Genomic DNA, 21,779 nt, shown 5'->3' with positions numbered 1-21,779 from the left:
TCACCAGGCCTCCAGCAACTGGCGCACCATCGCCGGCAGGGCCTGGCGGCGCAGGATCGCCTGACGGCCCCCGAGGGCCAGGGCGATCCGCTCGGCCTTGCTGGCGATCAACCCGTCCACCAGCTGATCGGCGACCCCCAGCTGCAGCCAATGGGCCGTGAGGGGACCGGCCATACCGATCCGATGGGCCCGGTCTTCCGCCTGCTCGGTATCGCCCGGGGTCCAGGGCCTCTCCAGCAGCACAACGTGACTGGCTCGGTGCAGCGTGAAGCCGAGACCCGCCACCGCGAAGGTGGCCACCAGCAGGGGCACCCGACCCGCCTGGAAGCGCTCCACCTGGCGCTGGCGCTCCGGTGGCTTGAGACGGCCCGTGAGCACGGCACCACCAAGGCTCGCGGCCAGCCGCTCGGCAGGGGCCACGAAGGCTGTGAACACCACCACCGCCGCTCCGTCCGCGAGCAACTCGGTGACCAGAGCCTGGGCCGCCGGCAGCTTGTAGGCCGCGCCGATCTGCCTGAGGGCCGTGAGCATCGCCAGGGATTCAGCGTCGCGGCGCACCTCGCCGCGGGCGGCCCGAAGGCGGTAGCGCTCCACCCGTTGCTGCAGCTCATGCTCGAAGCCCCGGGCCTCGCTGGCGCTGAGCGTCACGGGGCAGATCAGACGCCGCTTGGGGGGAAGGTCGAGGCAATCCTGCTTGCGACGGTGCAGCACCAACGGCTGAATCAGACGGTGCAGGTCCTCCAGACGTTCAGCACCGTTGGCCTGCCAATGGCGGCGCCCGCCGCTTTCGCACCAATGGCCCTGGCAATAGGTCTGCTCAAAGCTGAGCTGATCACGGCCAAGGGGATGATCGATCGCCGCCAGGAGGGGGAAGAGCTGCAGCGGGCGGCCGTTCTTCATCGGGGTGCCGCTCAGAAGCCAGATCGCCCGCAGGCGCGGATGGCGGGCCAGGCGCAGCAGAGCGCGGGTACGGGCCGCCCCCAGGTTCTGGGCGAAATGGGCCTCATCCACAAGCAGCACGGTGCCGGCAGGGGGCAATTCCGCCGGCAATCGCGCCCAGCTGAACAGCTCCACGGCCAGTTGCAGGGCCAGGGACTCCTGCCGCCAGAAGCCGTGCAGACCCACCGGAGCCACCACGGCAATGCGGCAGTCGGCGCAACGGGACAGGGCGCGGGCTGCCATCAGGGCTGTGAGGGTCTTGCCCAGGCCCATCGCATGGGCCAGAACAGCTCCACGGCGCGCCAGCAGCCAGCGGGCCGCCGTGCGCTGGTGGCTGAACAGCTGGCGCCCGTCCGGCAAGGGAGCCTCCAGCTGGGCCGCTGCCACCAACTCCCGATGAGGGGGCAGGGGAGGGAGGGGCTGGCGCAACCAGGCCAGCCACTGGGCGAGGTCCGGCTCGATCAGGAAGCGCTCCCCCAGCAGAGCCTCCAGCTGGCCGGCGGCCTCGAGCGGAAACTCCCAGCATTGGCGCTGGGCCCTCCAGCGGCCCGGCGGCCTGATCCGTCGCAACTGGGCCTGGGTGACCGGGTCGAACGGGGAGATCACCTCGATCAGGCCGCAGGACCCAAGCCGCAGCAGGCAGCGCAGCTGAGTCCCTCGCGTGACTCGCAGGGACACAGCCGCGCATCGTGGACTTGGATTCTAGTCGGCTTGGCGCCTTGAACAAGGCTCCTCGATCAGCTTGAAAAAATGAAGTCGTCGACACATTGACAGTCCAGAAGCCATGGGCAAACTGTCCGCAACCGAGGCATGGGAATGCAGGTCAGGGATGCGGTCTTCCTTGAGGATCTCTGCCCCAAGTTGCGAGTCAGACGCTGGAGACAATCCCTGCACAAACAGACCCAACATCGCTGTATTTATTGCGGCAATCGTTCGGAGTCGATTGATCATCTGATGCCGCGCTGCCGCGGCGGGCTGAGCGTGACCGAAAACTGCGTTCCCGCCTGCCTGGCCTGCAACGGCCACAAAAGCGACGCTGACGCTTTCGACTGGTACCGGCGTCAGCGCTTCTACGATCCGCGCCGGGCGATGGCGATCCGCGCCTGGATGGATGGGGACCTGCGCCTGGCCGTGCGCCTGTTGCAGTGGGCCGCTCCCGAACCGGCAGCGGCGCCAACCCAACCGGCACCCCTGGCTCAGAGGCCGCCCCTGACCCTGCAGCCGGCCTGAAACCAAGCCTTCGTCACCAGACACGACAGGCCGCTGGACCGTTGTGACGCTCGCAGTGGGCCGCGAGCTGCTCGGGCTGCTCGGGAGCCACCAGGGCCGCGGTGAGGACCAGGGCCACCACCACCAGCGGAAGAGCCCCCACGGCATGGGGGAAGCTCCAGGGACGGGCCTGGCCAGGGCGGGGCAGACTCGCTGGGAGGGGACGGGATGTAGAGAAGCAGGAGGAAGCCATCGGCGGAACCGAGCAGTGATACAGGTGTACTCATGGTGAATGCTGTTGTCAACCGCAGCCCCTGGAGAGGGGCCTCCGGCCGGATGCTCGTGCTGGGGGGCGGTTACAGCGGCCGGCGCTTCGCCTCGGCGGTAGCCGCCACAGGCATGCCTGTGCTGATCAGCCACCGCCACGGTGGCCATCGCGTCTTCGAGGAGGGAATCAGCCCGGTGGCCTTCGCCAGCGAGCTCAGGCCTGGGATCGAGCCCGCAGCCCTGGAGGAGGTGACCCATGTGCTGGTCACGGTTCCCCCAGGCCGTGACGGCAAGGATCCGGTGCTGGAAAGCCTTGGCGCCATCCTGGCCGGCCTGCCGCTGCAATGGCTGGGCTACCTCTCCACCTCCGGGGTCTATGGCGATCGCGGCGGCGCCTGGGTCCACGAAGGCGACCCGCCTGCTCCGGGACTGCCCCGCAGCCGTGCCCGGCTGGCCTGCGAACAGGCGTGGCAGGCCAGCGGCCTGCCCCTGCAGGTGTTCCGCCTGCCGGCGATCTACGGGCCGGGGCGCTGCCCGTTCGATGGCCTGCGCGCCGGCAGCAGCCGCCTGATCCACAAACCGGCCCAGGTATTCAGCCGCATCCACGTCGATGACATCACCGGTGCCCTGCTGCACAACCTCGCCCTGCCGAGTGATCAGCGGCCTTCTGTACTGAACGTGGCGGACGACAGGCCCTGCCCATCGAGTGAAACCCTGGGCTATGCCGCCCATCTGCTCGACTGCAAATTACCCGAGGTGGAGTCCTACGCGCAGATCCAGGAGAGCCTCAGTCCGATGGCCCGCAGCTTCTGGAGCGAGAATCGCCGCACCAGCAACAGGCGGCTGCGCGTCGAGCTCGGTTACCGGCTGCGCTTTCCCAGTTACCGGGAAGGATTCAGGGCTTCCCTGCTGGAGGAACAGGCTCTTCAGCGAGGGGATGGCTGCAGCACCTCCTCAGGGCAGACCGGAGCTGCCAGCGGTTGAAGATTGGTGAGGCTGGGAATGTTCAGGTCAGCCTTCAGTCGGCACCAGTCGATCACAACCCATTTCTTCTGCAACCCGTGAGCCAGGCCCAGAACCAGTCCCCCCAGAAGCAACCAGCGGATCATGACTCTCAAGGCCACTGGCAACAACGCTAAACAAGGAGTCATCGCCCTGGCCCTGGGGGATCCCGCCGGCATCGGCGCCGAGGTGACCCTCAAGTCCCTGGCTGTCCTGAAGGCGCGGGGCACAGCTGAGACTGTGGTGCTGGTGGGCTGCCGCCGCTGGCTGGAGCAGACCTACATGGAGCTGCGCGACCGCAGTGCGGCGCCGCTGGCGGATCCAGGTGACTACCCCATCCTCGACAGGCCACTGCAGGAGGGGATCGTCCCGGGGCAGGGGACGGCGGCGAGTGGTGCGGCCAGCTTCGCCTGGCTGAATGCGGCGGTGGATCTGGTGCTCAGCGGTCAGGCCCGGTCCCTGACCACGGCGCCGATCGCCAAACACGCCTGGCACGCCGCCGGCCATCGTTACCCCGGTCAGACCGAGCGGCTGGCGGAACTCTGCGGGCGAAAGCAGGCTTCGATGCTGTTCACCGCCCGCTCACCCGGGGGCCGCTGGCGGTTGAACACACTGCTGGCCACCACCCACATCCCCCTGGCCGAGGTGCCCCAGGCCCTCACACCCACCCTGGTGGAGCATCAGCTGGAGATGCTGCTGGACTTCTGCCGGCGCTTTCAGCCCGAGCCCAGCCTGACGGTGGCCGGTCTGAATCCCCATGCCGGCGAAGGGGGCCAGTTGGGGATGGAGGAGCAGGACTGGCTGATTCCACTGCTGGAGGGCTGGCGGCAGAGGCATCCCTCGGTGACGGTGAAGGGGCCACTTCCGCCGGACAGCTGCTGGCTGGGGGCGGCCGCGGCCTGGCGTGGTGATGGTCAGGGAGCTGACGGGTACCTGGCGCTGTATCACGATCAGGGGCTGATCCCCGTCAAGCTGCTGGCCTTCGATGCGGCCGTGAACACGACCCTGGGGCTGCCCTTCCTGCGCACGTCACCGGATCACGGAACCGGCTTCGACATCGCCGGTGCTGGCCTGGCCCGTGCCGACAGCATGGTGGCGGCCCTGGAGACAGCCTGGGAGCTGGGCTGAGCACGGCCACAGCCGGCTCGGCTCAGCATCTCTGGATTCAGGCGGGCTTGACCCGCAGCAGCACCTGGCCGAATTCCACCGGTGTGCCGTTCTCCACCAGGATCTCCACCAGTTCACCGCTGACTTCAGCCTCCAGCTCGTTCATCAGCTTCATGGCCTCGAGAATGCATACAGGCTGGCCGACACTGATCCGGCTGCCGATCTCGACGAAGGGCGGATCGGTCGGCGAGGGAGAGCGATAGAAGGTGCCCACCATCGGGGCCGTGATGTCGACGAGATCGGCCCGCAACGACGAGGGGGCAGGCGGGGGGCTGGAGGGAGCCGTGACGCCGGCGGAACCCTGGGCCGGAGCGGCGGCTGGAGCTTCCGCGGGAGAGGCCACCGGGGCCGGTGCAGGGGGCAGCACTGCTGGAGCCGGCAGATTGCGGCGCACTTCCAGACGGAAATCGTCACCCTCGAGCTTCAGCTCCTGGATGTCGCTTTGCTCCAGGAAGATGAGCAGGTTGTGCAGTTGGTCGTGGTCGAGCTGCATGGCAATCAGGACTCCCGCCCGAGATAACTGTCGTTGCGCGTGTCGATCTTGATCTTCTCGCCAATGGTGATGAACAAGGGCACCATCACCTGGGCGCCGGTCTCGACGATGGCGGGCTTGGTCCCCCCGGTGGCGGTGTCACCCTTGACGCCAGGGTCGGTCTGGGTGACCTCGAGCACCACGGAGTTGGGAAGTTCCACCTCCAGGGGCGACCCGTTCCAGGACACCACGTTCACCTCCATCCCTTCCTTGAGGTACTTGCGACCATCACCGATCTGCTTGGCCGTGAGACGAGTCTCCTCGTAGGAGGCCATGTTCATGAAGACGTACTCGTCACCCTCCATGTAGGTGTGTTGCAGGGTGGATTTCTCGAGCTGGGCCTGGGCGACGGTCTCCCCGGCTCGGAAGGTCTTCTCGACCACGTTGCCGCTTTGCACGGCCTTGAGCTTGGTGCGCACGAAGGCAGAGCCCTTGCCAGGCTTGACATGCAGAAACTCGACGACCCTCCAGACCTGTCCATCGAGCTCGATGGTGGTGCCAGTTCGGAAGTCGTTGCTCGAGATCATTCCGGCGGAACGGGTGAGCGGGATTGTACGGCTGGCCGTTGAACCCCCTCAGAGACTGGCTCTGGCCCCCGGCAGGCTGTGCCAAAGTCCGAAGTACGGCAGAACGCCCGGAGACCGGCAGGGACAGCCATGAACAGGAGTTCTCAGCAACCGCAAGCCCGCAGGCCCGTGGCCCAGCGTCCGGGAGAGCAGCGCCGGAACCCCTGGCGGGCCATCACACGACTGCTGCTGGCGCTGGTGATCGCCTGTGGCGCCAGCTTCTTCGGCCTGATCAGCCCGGTGGCGGCGGCCCTGCCGCCGGGGAACGCCGTCACCGATCCTGCAGCCCTTCTGCGCAATGCCTTGCCGATCGAGCAGCCGGATCTGCAGAACCTGCAGCATCGCCTGGAAGACAGCAGCGACGACCTGCGTGCCAAGCGCTGGAGCGCGCTCACCGGCAAGACCCGCAAAGCCCAGGCTCTGCTGAGCAGCCGGCGCTCAGCCCTGCTCGCGGCCTACCAGCCCGAGCAGCGCGATCAGGCCACGGCCCTGCTCGACCGCCTCGAATCTGAATTGCAGGCCGTGGCCGAGGCCGCCGAGCAGCAGGACCGCGACGCCTTCCTGGCCACCCGCCGCCGTGCCCTGAGCACCATCGGAGAAGCGGAAGCCCTGCTGGTGGGGCCGTTCCCCTTCGACATTCCGGCAGAGTTCGCCGACCTGCCCAGGCTGCTGGGTCGCGCCACCGTGAAGCTCACCACCACCAAAGGGGACCTGATCGCCGTGGTGGATGGCTACAACGCACCACTGACCGCCGGAGCCTTCGTTGATCTGGTTCAGCGGGGGTTCTACGACAACCTGCCCTTCATCCGCGCCGAGGATTTCTACGTCCTGCAGACCGGCGATCCAAAAGGAGCCGCCAGCGGCTATGTGGACGCCTCCGGCCACGAACGGAAGGTGCCCCTCGAGATCATGGTTCCGGGTCAGAGCAAGCCCTTCTACAACAGGACCTTCGAGGAGCTCGGCCTGTTCAAGGCCACTCCGGTTCTGCCTTTCGCCACCAAGGGGACCCTGGGCTGGGCGCACTCCGACACCGCCCTCGACGATGGCTCCTCCCAGTTCTTCCTCTTCCTGTTCGAGGCGGAACTCACCCCGGCGGGCCTCAATCTGATCGACGGCCGCTACGCCGCCTTCGGCTACGTGGTCGAGGGCTTCGATGTCCTCGAGGAGCTCACCGCCGACGACGGCATTGTCAAAGCGACCGTGGTGGAGGGGGCCGACAACCTGCGGCCCCATGGCTGAGGGCTCAGGCCTGGCGCCGACCCTCGCCGACCTGGGTGAATGGGAGCTGATCGAGCGGCTCGGAGCCTTCGCTCCCCCCGGACAGTTCACCGATGATGCCGCTCTGCTGGATGGCCCCTCGGAGCGGTCACTGGTGGTCAACACCGACGTGCTGGTGGAGGGAGTTCATTTCAGCGACTCCACCATGGCCGCCGACGATGTGGGCTGGCGGGCGGCGGCGGCCAACCTCTCGGACCTCGCGGCCATGGGCTGCCGGGAGGTGCTGGGGCTGACGGTGGCCCTCGTGGCCCCCGCGGCCACCCCCTGGGCCTGGGTGGAGGGGGTATACCGCGGACTCAGCGCTGCTTTGGGGTGCTACGGCGGCACGCTGCTGGGGGGCGATTGCAGCGGCGGCGGCCAGCGGCTTCTTGCTGTCACAGCCCTGGGGCGGCTCGGAGCGGACGGGCCGATCCGGCGCCGGGATGGTCACCCCGGTGATGCCCTGGTGAGCACGGGACCCCATGGCCTCAGCCGGCTGGGCCTCGCGGCTCTGCTGCACGAGATGCCGTCCTCACCGCCGGCTGCCGACTGGCGCCTGGCGGGCGCAGCCCTGCTGGAGCGAGCTGTTCAGGCGCACCGCAGGCCGCGGCCCCGGTTGGATGCGGTTGCGGCGCTGGCCTCATGCAGGCCTGTGGGCAGCCCCTGGAGAGTGGCTGGCACCGACAGCAGCGATGGGCTGGCAGCGGCGCTGAAGACCCTGACCGAGGGGAGCGGATGCGACGCTCTCCTGGAGCGCCGGGACCTTCCGATCGACCCGGAGATGGCGGCCCTGGCCGTCGCCGAAACCTGGTGCCTGAACGGCGGTGAAGATTTCGAACTGGTGCTGGCCCTCGATCCAGGCTGGGCCCGGGAGCTGATCCGGTCCCTGCCCGGGAGCCGCCGGATCGGATCACTGACCCCGGGCTCGGGGATTCTGCGCTGGGCCGGTGACGGTTCACCCCTGGCGGACGTGGGCCGAGGCTTCACACATTTTCACTGATCCCTGGCGCTGGACCATGAAAAAGCCGCCCTGCAGCCAGGACGGCCCCGACACTCCGAGCTCAGGGACAGGGAGCAGACCTCACTTCCAGTTCTTGGCCACCAGCTCGGCCAGATCGACCACCCGCTGGCTGTAGCCCCACTCGTTGTCGTACCAGGAGATCACCTTGACCATGTTGTCGCCCATCACCAGGGTGAGATCGGCATCCACGATCGTGGATTCATCCGTACCGGCATGGTCGGAGGACACCAGCGGCAGATCGGAGTATTTGATGATGCCCTTCATGCCGTTCTCCGAGGCTTCCTTGAGCACGGCGTTGACCTCCTCACGGGTGGTGCCGCGGCTCACTTCGATCACCAGGTCGACCACAGAGACGTTGGGAGTGGGCACGCGCATGGCGATGCCGTTCAGCTTGCCCTTCATCGGCGGATACACCAGAGCGACGGCCTTGGCGGCACCGGTGGAGGTGGGGACGATGTTGATGGCGGCGGCACGGGCGCGGCGAAGATCGCGGTGGCTGGCATCAAGAATGCGCTGGTCACCGGTGTAGCTGTGGGTGGTGGTCATCGTGCCCTTGACGATGCCGAAGGCCTGATCCAGAACCTTGACCAGGGGCGCCATGCAGTTGGTGGTGCAGCTGGCGTTGCTGATCACGTCAAAGTCGTCGTGACGGTACTGATCGTCGTTGACCCCGACGACGAAGGTTCCGATGCCGTCACCCTTGCCAGGAGCCGTGATCAGCACCTTGCTGGCGCCAGCTTTGAGGTGCTTGCCGGCACCTTCGGTGTCAATGAAGACGCCCGTGGCTTCAATGACCAGATCGACCCCCCAGTCCTTCCAGGGAAGGTTGAGCGGATTACGGTCGGAAAAACATTTGATCGGCTTACCGTTGACCGTGATCGTGTCATCGGTGTAACCCACCACGGTGTCACGAATCCTGCCCAGCATCGAGTCGTACTCGAGCAGATGGGCATTGGTGCGTGGATCGGAAGTGTCGTTCAAGCCGACCACCTCGATCCCGGTGTTTTCGCCACGGCTGAGCCAACAACGCATGAAGTTGCGACCGATCCGGCCGAATCCATTGATCGCAACGCGCAGGGTCATGGCAGGAACGGGAAACCCGTTGACAAGGGGAGTTTGGCTGCCGATCATACAGAAATGGTCTCCCCCCTCCAGGAGCCGCTCCAGCCGCTGAACCTTTCGCGGAGCCAAACAAGCGTTAAAAGGGGAGAGACAAGCGCAGCGTCAACACCTACCTTCGGGTCCGCATGGAGACGCATTTGGCACCGCTGCTCGACCACCGGGCCCCCCTTCACTTCATCGGGGTCGGCGGCATTGGGATGTCGGCACTGGCCGGAATCCTGGCCGACCGCGGTTTTCAGGTGAGCGGATCCGACCCGCGTGAGAGTCCCGTGCTCGAGTCCCTGCGCCGACGTGGGGTGCGGGTGTTTGCCCACCAGGACGCCGAAACGATCGCGTCCCTGAACAGCGATGGCGACACCCCGGCGCTGGTGGTGATCAGTACGGCGGTGCCGGCGGCCAATCCCGAGCTGATGGCAGCCCGAGAAGCCGGCCTGACCATCTGCCACCGCTCCGACGTGCTGGCAGCCCTGATCAACGCACAGCCCTCGATCGCCGTGGCCGGCAGCCACGGCAAGACCACCACCAGCACGCTGATCGCCACTCTGCTGGCGGCCACCGACCAGGACCCCACCGCCGTGATCGGTGGCATCGTGCCCGCGTTTCAGAGCAATGCCCGCAGTGGCCGCGGCCGGGTGCTGGTGGCCGAGGCCGATGAATCTGATGGCTCCCTGGTGAAATTCAGATCCAGTCTCGGATTGATCACCAACCTGGAGCTCGACCACACCGATCACTACCCCGACCTCGACGCTCTGATCCAGACGCTCCAGCGCTTCGCGGCCGGCTGCGGATCCCTGCTCGCCAATGCCGACTGTCCCGTGCTGCGCCAGCATTTCCAACCCGCAGCCTGGTGGTCGATCGAGCGCAGCGAGGGAGTGGAGTTCGCCGCCCTGGCGGTGGAGGAGCACGGCGAAGGCACCATCGCCGACTTCTACGAACAGGGAGAGCTGGTGGGGCGCTTCAGCCTCCCCCTGCCCGGCCGCCACAACCTCAGCAATGCCACCGCCGCCCTCGCCGCCTGCCGCCTGGAGGGCGTCCCCTTCGGCGCCCTGGCCACGGCGATGCGAACCCTTCGCTCCCCCGGTCGCCGTTTCGACTACCGGGGCCGCTGGGCAGGCCGCCAGGTGGTCGACGACTACGCCCACCACCCCAGCGAGGTGGAGGCCACTCTGCGCATGGCGCGTCTGATGGTGACCAGCGGCCGCAGCCCTCTGCCGGACGTGCCCCAACGACTGGTGGCCGTGTTCCAGCCGCACCGCTTCAGCCGCACCGCCGAATTCCTGGATGCTTTCGCCGCTGCCCTCACTCTCGCCGACACGGTGCTGCTGGCTCCGCTCTACGCCGCCGGAGAAGTGCCCATTGCCGGTGTCGACAGTCAGGCCCTGGCCGATCGCCTGCAGCAACTCCGCCCTGACCTGCCTCTGAAGGTGAGTGGCACCTTGGACCAGCTGGCTGAACAGGTGGTGCGCCGCAGCCAGCCCGGTGATCTGGTGCTGGTGATGGGGGCGGGCGATGTGAACGGCCTCTGGTCTCGACTCCAGGCCCTCGCCGAGCTGATGCCCCCCGATGCGCCCGATGCGCCCGCCGCCCGTCTGGCCGCCTGAGCCGTGCCCCTGACCCCGGCTCACGAGCCTGCCCTGAGCCAGGTGAGCCTGGCCGACTACACCACCTGGAAGGTGGGAGGACCGGCTGAATGGTTCGCGGAGCCGGCCAGCCGTGACGAACTGATGACCCTCGTCCGATGGGCCCGGGCCGAAACCCTTCCCCTGCGACTGATCGGAGCCGGCTCGAACCTGCTGATCAGCGACGGTGGACTCGAGGGGCTCACCCTCTGCAACCGCAGGCTGCAGGGCAGCGTGATCGATGCGGCCACGGGGCTGGTGGAAGCCCAGGCCGGGGAACCGATCCCGACCCTGGCTCGCAAGGCGGCCCGGGCTGGGCTGAGCGGTCTGGAGTGGGCTGTGGGAATCCCCGGCACCGTGGGCGGTGCCGCGGTGATGAACGCTGGCGCCCAGGGGGGATGCACGGCGGACTGGCTCCAGGAGGTCACGGTGGTCGATCCCAACGGCGAGGGTGGCCCCTTCGTGCTGCAGGCCAGCGAGCTGGAGTTCGCCTACCGCCACAGCCGGCTGCAGCAGGACCATCTGCTGGTGCTCTCGGCCCGGTTCCGCCTCAGCTCGGGCCATGATCCCGCTGAGATCAGCCGGCGCACCAGCGCCAATCTCTCGAGCCGCACCAGCAGCCAGCCCTACCAGCAGCCCAGCTGCGGCAGCGTCTTCCGCAACCCCGAGCCCCGTAAGGCCGGTCAGTTGATCGAGCAGCTCGGCCTCAAGGGGCTGGCGATCGGAGGAGCCATGGTCTCGCCGATTCACGCCAACTTCATCGTCAACACCGGCGGCGCCAGCGCCGATGACATCGACCAGCTGATCCAGCTGGTCCAGCAGCGGGTCTTCAGCGCCCACGGCCTTGAGCTCCAAACCGAGGTGAAGCGTCTGGGGGATTTCAGATCCCGGCGCCAGCCAGCCGGGCGAGGAGCCTGAGCGTCGAAGGGGAGGCCGTAGCCTGAACCGGCGCTCTTGATTCCTGCATGGCCGGCTTCGGACTCCCCAACTTCGGACAGCTGACCGAAGCTTTCCGCAAGGCCCAGCAGATCCAGCAGGATGCCCAGAAGCTCCAGGACGAGCTCGACGCCATGGAACTGGAAGGAAGCAGCGCCGATGGCCGGGCCAGCGTCTGGCTGACGGGCAACCAGCAACCGCTCAAGGTGCGCCTCTCCCCCGAACTGCTGGCTGATGGCACCGAGGCCGCCGAAGCCGCCACCCTCGAGGCCCTGAAAGCCGCCTACGACATCTCCACCGGCACGATGAAGGAGCGGATGGAGGAACTCACCGGTGGCCTGAACCTGCCCGGTCTGGGGGGATGAGGCCCCCGGTGGCCCTGGCTTTCCGTCACGTCAGCCCAGATCAGGCGCCTGCTGACGCTGACGGCGACGGGAAGACCCGCTGGGGGGCCGCTGGGAGCGGGTTTCCTGAGCTGCGGCGCTGGCCTGCAGCAACTCCGCCAGGCCCTCGGCGTAGTAGGGGTAGCGCTCCCAGGTGGTGCCCACCCGGCAACCGGGATCACCTCGGTGCTGGCAGTTGCTGAAGCGGCAGGGCCCTTCCAGCAGGGCTGAGGCGATCTCCGGAAACAGGGCCGGCAGAACAGCCGGATCGCGGGGCAGCTCAGGCCGGTTGAAGCCAGGGGTGTCGGCGATCAGGGCCCCGGGCGCCAGGGGGAAGAGCTCCACATGCCGGGTGGTGTGGCGTCCGCGCCTGAGCCGACCTGACACACTGCCGACCCGCAGGGCCAGGGCAGGCACCAGAGCATTGAGCAGGCTGCTCTTGCCCACCCCGGACGGACCGCAGACCACGGCGATTCCGGGCCGGGCGAGCCGCTCCCTGAGGACGGCCAATCCCTCACCGGTGGCTGTGCTGACCGCGATCGGCTCGTAGCCCCAGCTCCTCAGCCGTTGCCGCCAGCAGTCGAGCTGATCGGGCGAGACCAGATCCACCTTGGAGAAGACCACCTGCACCGGCTGACCGCTGTGTTCGGCGGTGAGCAGAAAACGGCTGAGTTGCTCCGGGTCCGGGGCCGGATCGGCCATCGCGATGACCACCACGATCAAGTCACAGTTGGCCACCGGTGGCCGGCCCAGCAGGCTGGTGCGCGGCAGCAGATCTCCCACGGCGGCACGACCGGCAGGCCAGTCGATGCCCTCCAGCCCCACCCGATCACCCACGTGAATGCGAGCACCGGCCTGACCCAGCCGGCTGCGCCGCGTGCAGAGCAGCTGATCCAGTCCACCGGGGCCAGGGATCTCCAGGCTCACCAGGCAGAAGTTGGCCTGAATCGCGGTGACCAGGCCCCTGACCATCGCCTTGCCCCCGACAGGCCTGGCCTCGGTCTCAGTCCCCATGGCGGCGGATCCACAGGCGGACCCCCTCCCGGCCAGCCGAATCCTGTGGTCCGGGGATGGTCCCTGATCCCCGCTCGACCAGGTGTCCGTCCTGGCGCAGGCCCTCGGCCACCATCAACTCGGGTTCACCGGCATCGAGATCGAGCAGCAGCCATTCACCCGCCGCGATCGTCTCGAGTGCCAGTCGGCTGCGGATGAAGTTGAGGGGACAGGGGGTGCCGCGCAGATCGAGCCGCAGGCTGGGTTCCGCGGGCGGAGTCCCCGAGGGAGGGCTGCTGGTCACAGGCGGGCCATGGCGCTAACCGAACAGCCCGCCGAACAGGCCGCTCTTGTGGGGATGATCCTTGGTGGAATGATGCCCGGCCAGCTGCTCGAGCAGCTCGCGCTCATGGCTGCTGAGCTTCGTGGGCAGCTGCACCTTCACGGTGACGTGGTGGTTGCCCCGCGCCACCGGGTTGCCCAGCTTGGGAACGCCCTTGCCCGTGAGGGTGAGGGTGGTGCCGGGTTGCGTGCCCGCGGGTATCTCCAGGGTGGCTGGCCCATCCACTGTGTCGACCTCGATCGTGTCGCCGAGGATCGCCTGGAGATAGTTCACCGCCACATCGGAGTGGATGTGGATGCCGTCGCGGCGCAGTTTGTCGTGGGCCTGAACGAACAGGTACACGTAGAGATCACCCGCTGGGCCGCCACGCTGGCCGGCATTGCCCTCGCCGGCCACGCGCAGACGGGTGCCGGAGTCGACACCGGCGGGAATCGTGATCCGCAGCTTCTTGCGCACCTGCTGGACCCCCTGGCCGCCACAGGCGCCGCAAGGGTCGGCGATCACCTGGCCGGTTCCCTCACAGGTGGGACAGGGGGCCACCTGGGTGAAGCTGCCAAAAGGGGTGCGGGTGGCCCGGCGCACCTGACCCTGACCACCGCAGGTGCCGCAGGTGGTGGGACCGCTGCCGCTCTTGGCGCCGCTGCCCTGGCAGGTGGCGCAGGTTTCCAGGTGGCGGATCTGCACCTCCTTCTCCTGGCCGAAGACCGCCTCGTTGAAGCTGATGCTGAGATCCAGGCGAAGGTCGTCCCCCTGGCGGGGCCCACGACGGCGTGGACCTGCTCCAGCGCCAGCGGAGGCACCGCCGAAACCGCTGAAGAACGTCTCGAAGAGGTCGGCGAACCCTCCCATGTCGCCCATGTCGGGGGCTCCGGCTCCGGAGACACCCGCTTCTCCGAACTGGTCGTAGCGGGCCCGTGACTGGGGGTCACTGAGCACCTCGTACGCCCGGCCGATCTCCTTGAAGCGTTCCTCCGCGCCGGGCTCCTTGTTGATGTCGGGGTGGTACTGGCGGGCCAGGCGTCGGTAGGCCCGCTTGAGGGTGTCGGCGTCTGCGTCGCGGGAAACCCCAAGCAGGTCGTAGTACTCGGCCATCAGCTGGATTCCTCACCACCCGCTGCCCCGTCCTGGGCCGGGGGCGCGACCCCCTCCGAGGCCCCGGGACCCGGTCCCATCGAGACTTTGACCAGAGCATGGCGCAGCACGCGCCCGTTCAGCTGATAGCCGCGCTGGAGTTCCTCGATCACCACGTCCTCACTCACCAGGTCACTGGGCTCGCGCAGCACCACTTCGTGCAGGTTGGGATCGAAAGGTTCACCCTCCACCCGCATCGGGGTCACCCCCAGCTGCTTGAAGGCATCCACCAGCTGCTTGTAAAGGCCCTGATAGCTGCGGTGGAGGCTCAGGGCCTCCTCGCTCTGGGGATCAAGCTGCTGACGGGCGCGGTCGAAGTTGTCGACCACGGGCAGGATCTCGCTGAGGGTGGAGCAGGCGATCTGCACGCGCAGATCCTCCTGATCACGGCTCTGGCGTTTGCGGAAGTTGTCGAAGTCGGCGGCGATGCGCATGTACTGACCGCGCAGCGTTTCATGCTCCCGCCGCAGGGTCTCGAGTTCCGCGGACAGACGCTGGGTCACAGACTCGGCATCCTCCTCCGCGGCCCCCGTTGCCGTGGGCTGCGGATCACTGGAGGCCGGCTCGGCTGAGCCGGTGTCGGCCGGAGAGTCCCCCCCCAGCGGGTCAAGGTCCTGTTTCAGGGACTCCGCCCCGGCGGAGGGATCCTGCGGGTAGGCGGAGGGATCCTGTGGGTAGGGAGTGGCTTCGCCGCTCATGCTGACTGCAACGCCGATCGGTCCTAAACATGTTGCTGGTCGACGGGCTCCTCCCACAAGCGGCGGAAGCCCGCACCTGATCCCTGCGGCCTCGGCCATGACCCTCTTGGCGACACGCCCGGTCCCTGCGGCCGAAACGCTCCAGCAGCGGCGCCTGGAGGCCGAGCTGCTCAGCGGTGAGAAACTGCTGCTCCCTGCGGACCTGCAGCTGGCCGATCCGCGGGCCGCTGAGGCCTGCCCCAGGATTGACGCCCAGCACTGGCGGGAGTGGGTGGCCCTGCCCCTGGTGCGCCAGGGAGAGCGGCTCCATATCGCGATCCCCAGCCACTGGCAGGCACAGCAGCGCCGGCAGCTGGAGGAGGCGGTGCTGGCCAACGGCATCACACCGGAGTTGCGTCTGGGGCTGCAGGAGGAGATCAGCGAAGCGCTGCAGCAGAAGATGGCTGACCGGCGTCATCGCCCCAGCGAGGACACCGCCCTGACCTCCCAGCCCAACGGCCTCTCGCTGCTGGAGGGTCTGAGCCTGGAGGACCGCCTGGAGGAGGCGCCCGCTGCCGAGGAGCAGGAGCTGGATCTTGAGGCCAGCCTCAAAGCCTCCAACGCCTCACCGGTGGTGAGCGTGGGGAACCGCATCCTGATCCAGGCGATGGAGTCGGAATCGAGCGACATCCACGTGGAGCCGGAGGAGGACGGGCTGCGGATCCGCTTTCGCCAGGACGGTGTGCTGCATCCGGTCGAACACCTGCCCAGAAGCCTGGCGCCGGCGGTCACCTCACGCTTCAAGATCATGGCCGAGCTGGACATCGCCGAACGGCGGATGCCCCAGGACGGCCGCATCCGCCGGATGTTCCGCGGCCGCACGATCGAACTGAGGGTGAGCACCCTGCCAGGCCGCTGGGGGGAGAAGGTGGTGCTGCGTCTGCTCGACAGCAGCAGCACCCGTCTGGGCCTCGAGCGGCTGATCACCGAGCCGGCCGCCCTGAGCACCGTGCGATCGATGGGCGCCAGGCCCTTCGGGATGGTGCTGGTGACCGGGCCCACCGGGTCGGGCAAATCGACCACGCTCTATTCGTTGCTCTCGGAACGGAACGAGCCCGGCATCAACATCTCCACCGTCGAGGATCCCATCGAGTACATGCTCAAGGGCATCACCCAGACCCAGGTGAACCGCGACAAGGGCTACGACTTCAGCACCGCCCTGCGGGCCTTCATGCGGCAGGACCCGGATGTGCTGCTGGTGGGGGAAACCCGCGATGGAGAGACGGCCAAGACCGCCATCGAGGCAGCCCTGACCGGCCACCTGGTGCTCACGACCCTGCACTGCAACGACGCCCCCAGTGCCATCGCCAGGCTCAATGAGATGGGCGTGGAGCCCTTCATGGTGAGTGCCTCCCTGATCGGGATCGTCTCCCAGCGGCTGCTGCGCAAGGTCTGCGAGTCGTGCCGCGTGCCCTACCACCCAGGGGAGGAAGAGCTGGGCCATTTCGGCCTCTTCGCCAGCCAGGAGCAGTCGGTCACCTTCTACAAAGCCAATCGGGGACCCAGGGCCGACGGCAGCACCTGTCCCGTCTGCCAGGGACGGGGCTACAAGGGCCGCATCGGCGTCTACGAAGTGCTGAGAATCAACGACAACCTCGCCAGTGCCATCGCCAAGGGCGCCAGCACCGACGTGATCCGCAATCTTTCGATCGAGACCGGCATGAAATCCCTGCTGGTCTATGGCCTGGAACTGGTGCGCCACGGCCAGACCACCCTCGAGGAGGTGGAGCGGATGCTGCTCACCGACACCGAACTGGAATCCCAGCGGCGCGCCCAGGCCCTCACCACCCTGACCTGCCAGGGCTGCGGGGCAGGACTCAGGGATGAATGGCTGGAGTGCCCTTACTGTCTGACCCCGCGCCGCTGAGTGTTGCGGGCGGTCTCAGCGGCACTCAGAATCCGGATCAACCCGGCATGGTCCCGATGGAGCTCCAGATCGAGGAGTTGATGGAAGAGCTGGTCGAGCAGAAGGGCAGCGACCTTCATCTCTCGGCCGGCCAGCAACCCTACGGACGCTTCAACGGGGAACTCAGGCCGATGCGGGAGCAGGCACTCAGCGAGGAATCCTGCAACCGCATGATCTTCTCGATCCTCACCAACTCCCAGCGGAAGCAGCTGGAGCAGACCTGGGAACTCGATTGCTCCTACGGCCTGCGCGGCCTGGCCCGCTTCCGCATCAATGTCTTCAGTCAGCGCGGCACCTACGCCGCGTCCATGCGGGCCCTGAACAGCAAGGTCCCCACTCCCCAGGAGCTCGGCCTGCCTCCGGTGGTGGTGGACATCACCAAGAGGCCTTCGGGACTTGTTCTGGTGACGGGTCCGACAGGATCGGGCAAGAGCACCACTCTGGCCTCCCTGCTCGATCACATCAACCACAGCCGTGCCGAGCACATCATCACGATCGAAGATCCAATCGAGTTTGCTTACATCAATGACAAGAGCCTGATCCATCAGCGCCAGCTCAATGAAGACACCAAAAGCTTCAGCAATGCTCTGAGAGCAGCGCTGCGTGAGGATCCCGATGTGATTCTGGTGGGGGAAATGCGCGATCTGGAAACGATCCAGCTGGCCATCACCGCAGCCGAAACCGGCCACCTGGTGTTTGCCACCCTGCACACCAGTTCGGCCGCCCAGACCGTGGATCGCATGGTGGATGTGTTCCCGGCGGGCCAGCAGGCCCAGATCCGCACCCAGCTCAGCAGCAGCCTGGCGGCGATCTTCGCCCAGACACTCTGCCGGAGAAGTTCACCCTCCAACCACAACTATGGCCGGGTGATGGCTCAGGAGATCATGATCAACACACCGGCCCTGGCCAATCTGATCCGCGAAGCGAAAACAGCCCAGATCTATTCCCAGATTCAGACCGGCGGACAGCTGGGCATGCAGACCCTGGAGAAAGCCCTGGCGGACATGGTCAGGCAGGGAGACATCACCCTGGAGGAAGCCCGCACCCACTCCACCAAGCCGGATGAGCTGAACCGTCTGCTCGGCAACTCCCTCTGATTCGATCACCATGCCCGCCTTTCTGGCCACGTACACCAGCACCCAGGGGGACCAGCGGGAGCTGCGGGTCGAGGCCTCGGATCTGCCCACGGCCCGCCGCAACCTGCGCCGGCGGGGCATCCTTGCCCAGTCCCTGGTCCCGGCAACCGATGCCCCAGCTTCGGTCTTCACCGCCACCTACACCAACCAGCGGGGCCAGCAGAAGGTGATCCAGCTCAAAGCTCCCGACCTGGCCAGCGCCAAGCGGGACCTGCGCCGAAGGGGCATCGCCGCGACCTCGGTGGTGCCGATCTCCTCCACACGCTCGGTGCTGGCGAGTGGCGAGAAGGGCGGCTCCGGTCTGTTGAGCCGGGATCTGGGGACGATGTTCCAGGCCAGGCCCAATGTCCGGGAGAAGGCGCTGTTTGCCAGCAAGCTCTCGGCACTGGTGGATTCCGGTGTGCCGATCGTGCGAGGCCTCACCCTGGTGGCCAAGCAGCAGAAGAAACCGATGTTCCGGCAGGCCCTCGAAGCCGTCGCCAGCGATGTGAGTCAGGGGGTGAGCCTGGGCGTGGCCATGCGCCGCTGGCCCAAGGTCTTCGATCGGATCACCATCGCCATGGTCGAAGCCGGCGAACTCGGAGGTGTGCTCGATGAAACCCTGAAACGGCTGGCCCTGTTGCTGGAGCAGAATGCCAAGCTCCAGAATCAGATCAAAGGTGCTCTGGCCTATCCGGTCATCGTGCTGATGATCGCCATTGCCGTCTTCCTCGGCATGACGATTTTCCTGATTCCCACCTTTGCCGATATCTTCGAGCAGCTAGGTGCGGAGCTGCCTGTCTTCACCCAGATGATGGTGAATCTGAGTGCCCTGCTTCGTTCGACATTCTCCCTGTTCCTGATCGCCTTTCTGATCCTGGCCGCATGGCTGTTCGTCGGGTTCTACAACACTCCCCTAGGCAAGCGGAGAGTCGACGGCTTCGTCCTGAGGATTCCCCTGTTCGGTGACCTGATTCAGAAAACAGAAACAGCTCAGTTCTGCCGAACTTTCAGCTCACTGAGCAAAGCCGGTGTGCCGATTCTGATGAGCCTGGAGATCGTTCGCGACACCTCAAGAAATTCAATCTTTGCCGATACGATCGAGGACTGCAGAGTGGAGATACAGGATGGCATTCCGGTGAGCGTGGCCCTCTCCCGCAAGAACGTCTTTCCGGAAATGGCTCTCAGCATGCTGGCCATTGGCGAAGAGACCGGAGAGATGGATGCGATGCTCTCCAAGGTCGCCGATTTCTACGAAGACGAGGTGGAGGCGGCGGTCAAAGCACTGACCTCACTCCTGGAGCCCATCATGATCGTGATCGTCGGCATCATCGTGGGTGCGATTCTCGTGGCCATGTATCTACCGATGTTCTCGGTCTTCGACAAGATCCGCTGAGCCCATCGCCACCGGAAGTCCCTCGCGGGCCTCCCTGGCGATGGCACCTCCGGCCAGCCAGCCACTGGTCCAGCAGTGCTGGAAGTTGAAGCCGCCGGTGACTCCATCCACATCGAGCAGCTCGCCGGCGAAGTACAGGCCTGGATGCTTTCGGCTCTCCATCGTGGCCAGGTTCACCTCCCCCAGGGTGACGCCGCCGGCCGTGACGAATTCCTCACCGAAGGGGCCGCGGCCGCCCACCGCGTAGGTGCTGGAGCGCAGGGCGCCCAGCAGGCTGTCCTCATCGCGCCGGCGCAGATCAGCCCAACGCTGGTCGGGAGTCACCCCATGGCGCTCCAGCAGGTGGATCCAGAGGCGGCGGCTGAGCTCGGGCCAGGGGCGAGCATTGAGCAACTGGCGGCGGGCCTGCTCGGCGCGGGCGGTCTGGAAGCGCTGCGCCAACTCAGCGGCAGAGCAGCCGCCACTCCAGTCGATGCGCAGCTCGGCGCGGTAGCCGCTGTCCCTGAGCGCACGGGCCGCAAAGGCGGTGAGTCTCAAGGTGGCCGGACCGCTCACCCCCCAGCCGGTGATCAGCAGGGGTCCTCGCTCGCGAAAGCGACCGGAGGGCAGCCGCAGCTCCAGTCCCACCGGATCCATCACCACCCCGCGCAGGGCGGCCAGGGGGTTGGCCTCCAGGGCCAGGGTGAACAGGGAGGGTACCGGCGCCACCACGTCATGGCCCAACTGGCCCGCCAGCTGGCGGCCACTGGGATGGCCACCAGTGGCCAGCAGCAGGCGGGCGGCACCGAGGTCGCTGGCAGCCCCAGCAGGGGCCAGTCCCGGTGACAGGCGAAGCCGCAGCGTGAACCCACCACTCCCGCGTGGCTCCACCTGGCGCAGGGCGGCGCCCCTCCAGACAGTCACCCCGGCGGCGGCAGCCGCCGCTTCCAGGACGGCCACCACACTGCTGGAGCGGTTGCTGCGGGGAAAGAGGCGGCCGTCGGGCTCCTCCACCAGCTCCAGTCCCCGCTCGGCAAACCAGGCCAGGCAGTCGCCGGGTGCGAAGCGGCTGAACGGCCCGCGCAGGGCCCTCGACCCCCGGGGGTAATGGCCCACCAGGGCCAGGGGATCCCAGCAGGCATGGGTGACATTGCAGCGGCCACCGCCGCTGATCAGCACCTTGCCCAGCGGCTGGGGTGTGGCCTCCAGCAGCAGCACTCCCGCCAGCCCCTGCTCGGCGGCCGTGATGGCCGCCATGTAGCCCGCGGGCCCGCCTCCGGCGACCACCAGGGACCAGTCGACAGGCAGCATGGGCGAATGGGGCAGGGAGACAACGCGACGACACCCGTTGCCGGGGCCTACCGCTTCAGTGTGGCGCCGATGATGGACTGCACCGACCGGCACTTCCGGGTGCTGATGCGGCAGATCAGCCGCCGTGCCCTGCTCTACACCGAGATGGTGGTGGCCCAGGCCCTGCACCACGGCCGTCGTGACACGCTGCTGGACTTCGATCCCCAGGAACATCCCCTGGCCCTCCAGCTGGGGGGCGACGATCCGGCTCTCCTGTCGGAATCCGCACGACTGGCGGCGGCCTGGGGCTACGACGAGATCAACCTCAACGTGGGCTGCCCCAGCCCCAAGGTGCAGCAGGGTCGGTTCGGTGCCTGCCTGATGGCGGACCCCGACCGGGTGGCCCGCTGCGTGGAGGCGATGGCGACCGCGTCGTCCCTGCCGGTGACGGTCAAGCACCGCATCGGCATCGATGATCACGACAGCTATGACCTGCTGCTGGCCTTCGTGGACCGGGTGGCCGGCGCCGGCGCCAGCCGCTTCAGCGTGCATGCCCGCAAGGCCTGGCTCCATGGCCTGGATCCGAAGCAGAACCGCACGATTCCGCCCCTGCGCCACGACCTGGTGCATCAGCTCAAGCGGGACCGCCCCCTGCTCACGATCGAACTGAATGGCGGCCTGCTGAGCCTGGAGAACTGCCAGGAGCACCTGGATCAGGTGGACGGGGTGATGGTCGGGCGCGCCGCCTATGACCATCCGCTGCGCTGGGCCACGGTCGACCAGGACCTGTTCGGCTGCCGGGAGCGACCGCCGGTCTCGGCCTCAGCGGTGGTGCGGGGCCTGATTCCCCATGCCAGCCGCTGGTGCGG

At 67.2% G+C, this 21,779-nt stretch carries 22 protein-coding genes; 12 read left to right on the top strand and 10 right to left on the bottom strand.

Annotation, left to right across the window (positions count from 1 at the left end; translation table 11 throughout):
- A complete protein-coding gene (locus tag VB734_RS10170) occupies positions 1 to 1,617 on the bottom strand; it encodes a DEAD/DEAH box helicase (RefSeq protein ID WP_197166663.1) in 1,617 nt (538 codons plus the stop codon).
- Between the two features lie 138 nt (positions 1,618 to 1,755).
- On the opposite strand from VB734_RS10170, the gene VB734_RS10165 reads away from it, so the two are divergent.
- Positions 1,756 to 2,169 carry an HNH endonuclease gene (locus VB734_RS10165; RefSeq protein ID WP_197167264.1) on the top strand — a complete coding sequence of 138 codons (414 nt, stop codon included), beginning with the start codon at positions 1,756 to 1,758 and terminating at the stop codon, positions 2,167 to 2,169.
- A 13-nt stretch (positions 2,170 to 2,182) separates the two neighbouring features.
- Here VB734_RS10165 and VB734_RS10160 read toward each other — a convergent pair whose 3' ends face one another.
- A complete protein-coding gene (locus VB734_RS10160; protein ID WP_322782102.1) occupies positions 2,183 to 2,401 on the bottom strand; it encodes a serine protease inhibitor in 219 nt (72 codons plus the stop codon).
- Between the two features lie 32 nt (positions 2,402 to 2,433).
- On the opposite strand from VB734_RS10160, the gene VB734_RS10155 reads away from it, so the two are divergent.
- Both VB734_RS10155 and pdxA read left to right on the top strand, forming a co-directional pair.
- Positions 2,434 to 3,399: an SDR family NAD(P)-dependent oxidoreductase gene (locus VB734_RS10155; protein ID WP_322782101.1), complete on the top strand. Its 966-nt coding sequence runs from the start codon at positions 2,434 to 2,436 to the stop codon at positions 3,397 to 3,399.
- A 123-nt stretch (positions 3,400 to 3,522) separates the two neighbouring features.
- On the top strand, positions 3,523 to 4,545 hold the full coding sequence (gene pdxA, locus VB734_RS10150; RefSeq protein WP_197166660.1) for a 4-hydroxythreonine-4-phosphate dehydrogenase PdxA: 1,023 nt from the start codon (positions 3,523 to 3,525) through the stop codon (positions 4,543 to 4,545).
- A 37-nt stretch (positions 4,546 to 4,582) separates the two neighbouring features.
- On the opposite strand, the gene accB is transcribed toward pdxA, so the two are convergent.
- Both accB and efp read right to left on the bottom strand, forming a co-directional pair.
- The gene (gene accB / locus VB734_RS10145) at positions 4,583 to 5,077 is read right to left on the bottom strand and encodes an acetyl-CoA carboxylase biotin carboxyl carrier protein (protein ID WP_197166659.1); all 495 of its coding nucleotides are present in this window, start codon (positions 5,075 to 5,077) and stop codon (positions 4,583 to 4,585) included.
- 5 nt (positions 5,078 to 5,082) lie between these two features.
- Complete coding sequence (gene efp, locus VB734_RS10140; protein ID WP_197166658.1) at positions 5,083 to 5,643, bottom strand: elongation factor P; 561 nt, start codon at positions 5,641 to 5,643, stop codon at positions 5,083 to 5,085.
- A 213-nt stretch (positions 5,644 to 5,856) separates the two neighbouring features.
- On the opposite strand from efp, the gene VB734_RS10135 reads away from it, so the two are divergent.
- Both VB734_RS10135 and thiL read left to right on the top strand, forming a co-directional pair.
- Entirely contained in the window at positions 5,857 to 6,921 is a 1,065-nt protein-coding gene (locus tag VB734_RS10135; RefSeq protein ID WP_416223695.1) for a peptidylprolyl isomerase, read from the top strand.
- Positions 6,914 to 7,939, top strand: a complete 1,026-nt coding sequence (thiL, locus tag VB734_RS10130) for a thiamine-phosphate kinase (RefSeq protein ID WP_322782100.1) — start codon at positions 6,914 to 6,916, stop codon at positions 7,937 to 7,939. Before VB734_RS10135 ends, thiL begins: the two co-directional genes overlap by 8 nt.
- A gap of 81 nt (positions 7,940 to 8,020) precedes the next feature.
- Here thiL and VB734_RS10125 read toward each other — a convergent pair whose 3' ends face one another.
- Positions 8,021 to 9,043: a type I glyceraldehyde-3-phosphate dehydrogenase gene (locus tag VB734_RS10125; protein ID WP_197166656.1), complete on the bottom strand. Its 1,023-nt coding sequence runs from the start codon at positions 9,041 to 9,043 to the stop codon at positions 8,021 to 8,023.
- Between the two features lie 176 nt (positions 9,044 to 9,219).
- On the opposite strand from VB734_RS10125, the gene murC reads away from it, so the two are divergent.
- From murC to VB734_RS10110, 3 genes are read left to right on the top strand one after another with little or no spacing between them, the layout of a single operon-like run.
- Complete coding sequence (gene murC / locus VB734_RS10120; protein WP_322782619.1) at positions 9,220 to 10,683, top strand: UDP-N-acetylmuramate--L-alanine ligase; 1,464 nt, start codon at positions 9,220 to 9,222, stop codon at positions 10,681 to 10,683.
- Between the two features lie 3 nt (positions 10,684 to 10,686).
- Positions 10,687 to 11,619 carry a UDP-N-acetylmuramate dehydrogenase gene (murB, locus tag VB734_RS10115; protein WP_197166654.1) on the top strand — a complete coding sequence of 311 codons (933 nt, stop codon included), beginning with the start codon at positions 10,687 to 10,689 and terminating at the stop codon, positions 11,617 to 11,619.
- Positions 11,620 to 11,666: 47 nt separating this feature from the next.
- A complete protein-coding gene (locus VB734_RS10110; RefSeq protein WP_197166652.1) occupies positions 11,667 to 12,002 on the top strand; it encodes a YbaB/EbfC family nucleoid-associated protein in 336 nt (111 codons plus the stop codon).
- 30 nt (positions 12,003 to 12,032) lie between these two features.
- On the opposite strand, the gene rsgA is transcribed toward VB734_RS10110, so the two are convergent.
- From rsgA to grpE, 4 genes are read right to left on the bottom strand one after another with little or no spacing between them, the layout of a single operon-like run.
- Entirely contained in the window at positions 12,033 to 13,034 is a 1,002-nt protein-coding gene (gene rsgA, locus VB734_RS10105) for a ribosome small subunit-dependent GTPase A (protein WP_322782099.1), read from the bottom strand.
- Positions 13,024 to 13,317: a sulfurtransferase TusA family protein gene (locus VB734_RS10100; protein ID WP_322782098.1), complete on the bottom strand. Its 294-nt coding sequence runs from the start codon at positions 13,315 to 13,317 to the stop codon at positions 13,024 to 13,026. The genes rsgA and VB734_RS10100 overlap by 11 nt, the downstream gene beginning before the upstream one ends.
- Positions 13,318 to 13,332: 15 nt before the next feature.
- Positions 13,333 to 14,448: a molecular chaperone DnaJ gene (dnaJ, locus tag VB734_RS10095; protein ID WP_197166646.1), complete on the bottom strand. Its 1,116-nt coding sequence runs from the start codon at positions 14,446 to 14,448 to the stop codon at positions 13,333 to 13,335.
- Entirely contained in the window at positions 14,448 to 15,185 is a 738-nt protein-coding gene (gene grpE, locus VB734_RS10090) for a nucleotide exchange factor GrpE (RefSeq protein WP_322782097.1), read from the bottom strand. Before grpE ends, dnaJ begins: the two co-directional genes overlap by 1 nt.
- 97 nt (positions 15,186 to 15,282) lie before the next feature.
- Between grpE and VB734_RS10085 the strand changes: the two genes are divergently transcribed.
- Genes VB734_RS10085 through VB734_RS10075 form a run of 3 tightly spaced genes read left to right on the top strand, consistent with a single transcriptional unit; the run spans position 15,283 to position 19,641 of the window.
- Entirely contained in the window at positions 15,283 to 17,091 is a 1,809-nt protein-coding gene (locus VB734_RS10085) for a GspE/PulE family protein (RefSeq protein ID WP_322782096.1), read from the top strand.
- A gap of 56 nt (positions 17,092 to 17,147) precedes the next feature.
- Positions 17,148 to 18,227, top strand: coding sequence for a type IV pilus twitching motility protein PilT (locus VB734_RS10080; protein ID WP_197166643.1), 1,080 nt, complete (start codon positions 17,148 to 17,150; stop codon positions 18,225 to 18,227).
- A 10-nt stretch (positions 18,228 to 18,237) separates the two neighbouring features.
- Positions 18,238 to 19,641 carry a type II secretion system F family protein gene (locus VB734_RS10075; protein ID WP_322782095.1) on the top strand — a complete coding sequence of 468 codons (1,404 nt, stop codon included), beginning with the start codon at positions 18,238 to 18,240 and terminating at the stop codon, positions 19,639 to 19,641.
- Here the strand turns inward: VB734_RS10075 and VB734_RS10070 are convergent.
- On the bottom strand, positions 19,606 to 20,931 hold the full coding sequence (locus VB734_RS10070; protein ID WP_197166642.1) for an NAD(P)/FAD-dependent oxidoreductase: 1,326 nt from the start codon (positions 20,929 to 20,931) through the stop codon (positions 19,606 to 19,608). The genes VB734_RS10075 and VB734_RS10070 overlap by 36 nt on opposite strands.
- A gap of 6 nt (positions 20,932 to 20,937) precedes the next feature.
- Between VB734_RS10070 and dusA the strand changes: the two genes are divergently transcribed.
- Positions 20,938 to 21,779 (top strand): tRNA dihydrouridine(20/20a) synthase DusA (gene dusA / locus VB734_RS10065; RefSeq protein WP_323243324.1); only part of this gene is annotated, 842 nt, incomplete at its 3' end.

The sequence above is a fragment of the Synechococcus sp. BA-124 BA4 genome (assembly GCF_034931165.1).
The sequence above is the reverse complement of the archived record's forward strand: the minus strand, read 5'-3'. Positions and strand labels throughout refer to the sequence as shown.

Excerpts from the sequence above, each read along its gene's own strand:
- VB734_RS10165 (WP_197167264.1), top strand. The coding sequence starts at position 1,756 with ATGCAGGTCAGGGATGCGGTCTTCCTTGAGGATCTCTGCCCCAAGTTG.
- VB734_RS10160 (WP_322782102.1), bottom strand. The coding sequence starts at position 2,401 with ATGGCTTCCTCCTGCTTCTCTACATCCCGTCCCCTCCCAGCGAGTCTG.
- VB734_RS10155 (WP_322782101.1), top strand. The coding sequence starts at position 2,434 with ATGGTGAATGCTGTTGTCAACCGCAGCCCCTGGAGAGGGGCCTCCGGC.
- pdxA (WP_197166660.1), top strand. The coding sequence starts at position 3,523 with ATGACTCTCAAGGCCACTGGCAACAACGCTAAACAAGGAGTCATCGCC.
- accB (WP_197166659.1), bottom strand. The coding sequence starts at position 5,077 with ATGCAGCTCGACCACGACCAACTGCACAACCTGCTCATCTTCCTGGAG.
- efp (WP_197166658.1), bottom strand. The coding sequence starts at position 5,643 with ATGATCTCGAGCAACGACTTCCGAACTGGCACCACCATCGAGCTCGAT.
- thiL (WP_322782100.1), top strand. The coding sequence starts at position 6,914 with ATGGCTGAGGGCTCAGGCCTGGCGCCGACCCTCGCCGACCTGGGTGAA.
- VB734_RS10125 (WP_197166656.1), bottom strand. The coding sequence starts at position 9,043 with ATGACCCTGCGCGTTGCGATCAATGGATTCGGCCGGATCGGTCGCAAC.
- VB734_RS10110 (WP_197166652.1), top strand. The coding sequence starts at position 11,667 with ATGGCCGGCTTCGGACTCCCCAACTTCGGACAGCTGACCGAAGCTTTC.
- rsgA (WP_322782099.1), bottom strand. The coding sequence starts at position 13,034 with ATGGGGACTGAGACCGAGGCCAGGCCTGTCGGGGGCAAGGCGATGGTC.
- dnaJ (WP_197166646.1), bottom strand. The coding sequence starts at position 14,448 with ATGGCCGAGTACTACGACCTGCTTGGGGTTTCCCGCGACGCAGACGCC.
- grpE (WP_322782097.1), bottom strand. The coding sequence starts at position 15,185 with ATGAGCGGCGAAGCCACTCCCTACCCACAGGATCCCTCCGCCTACCCG.
- VB734_RS10085 (WP_322782096.1), top strand. The coding sequence starts at position 15,283 with ATGACCCTCTTGGCGACACGCCCGGTCCCTGCGGCCGAAACGCTCCAG.
- VB734_RS10080 (WP_197166643.1), top strand. The coding sequence starts at position 17,148 with ATGGAGCTCCAGATCGAGGAGTTGATGGAAGAGCTGGTCGAGCAGAAG.
- VB734_RS10075 (WP_322782095.1), top strand. The coding sequence starts at position 18,238 with ATGCCCGCCTTTCTGGCCACGTACACCAGCACCCAGGGGGACCAGCGG.
- VB734_RS10070 (WP_197166642.1), bottom strand. The coding sequence starts at position 20,931 with ATGCTGCCTGTCGACTGGTCCCTGGTGGTCGCCGGAGGCGGGCCCGCG.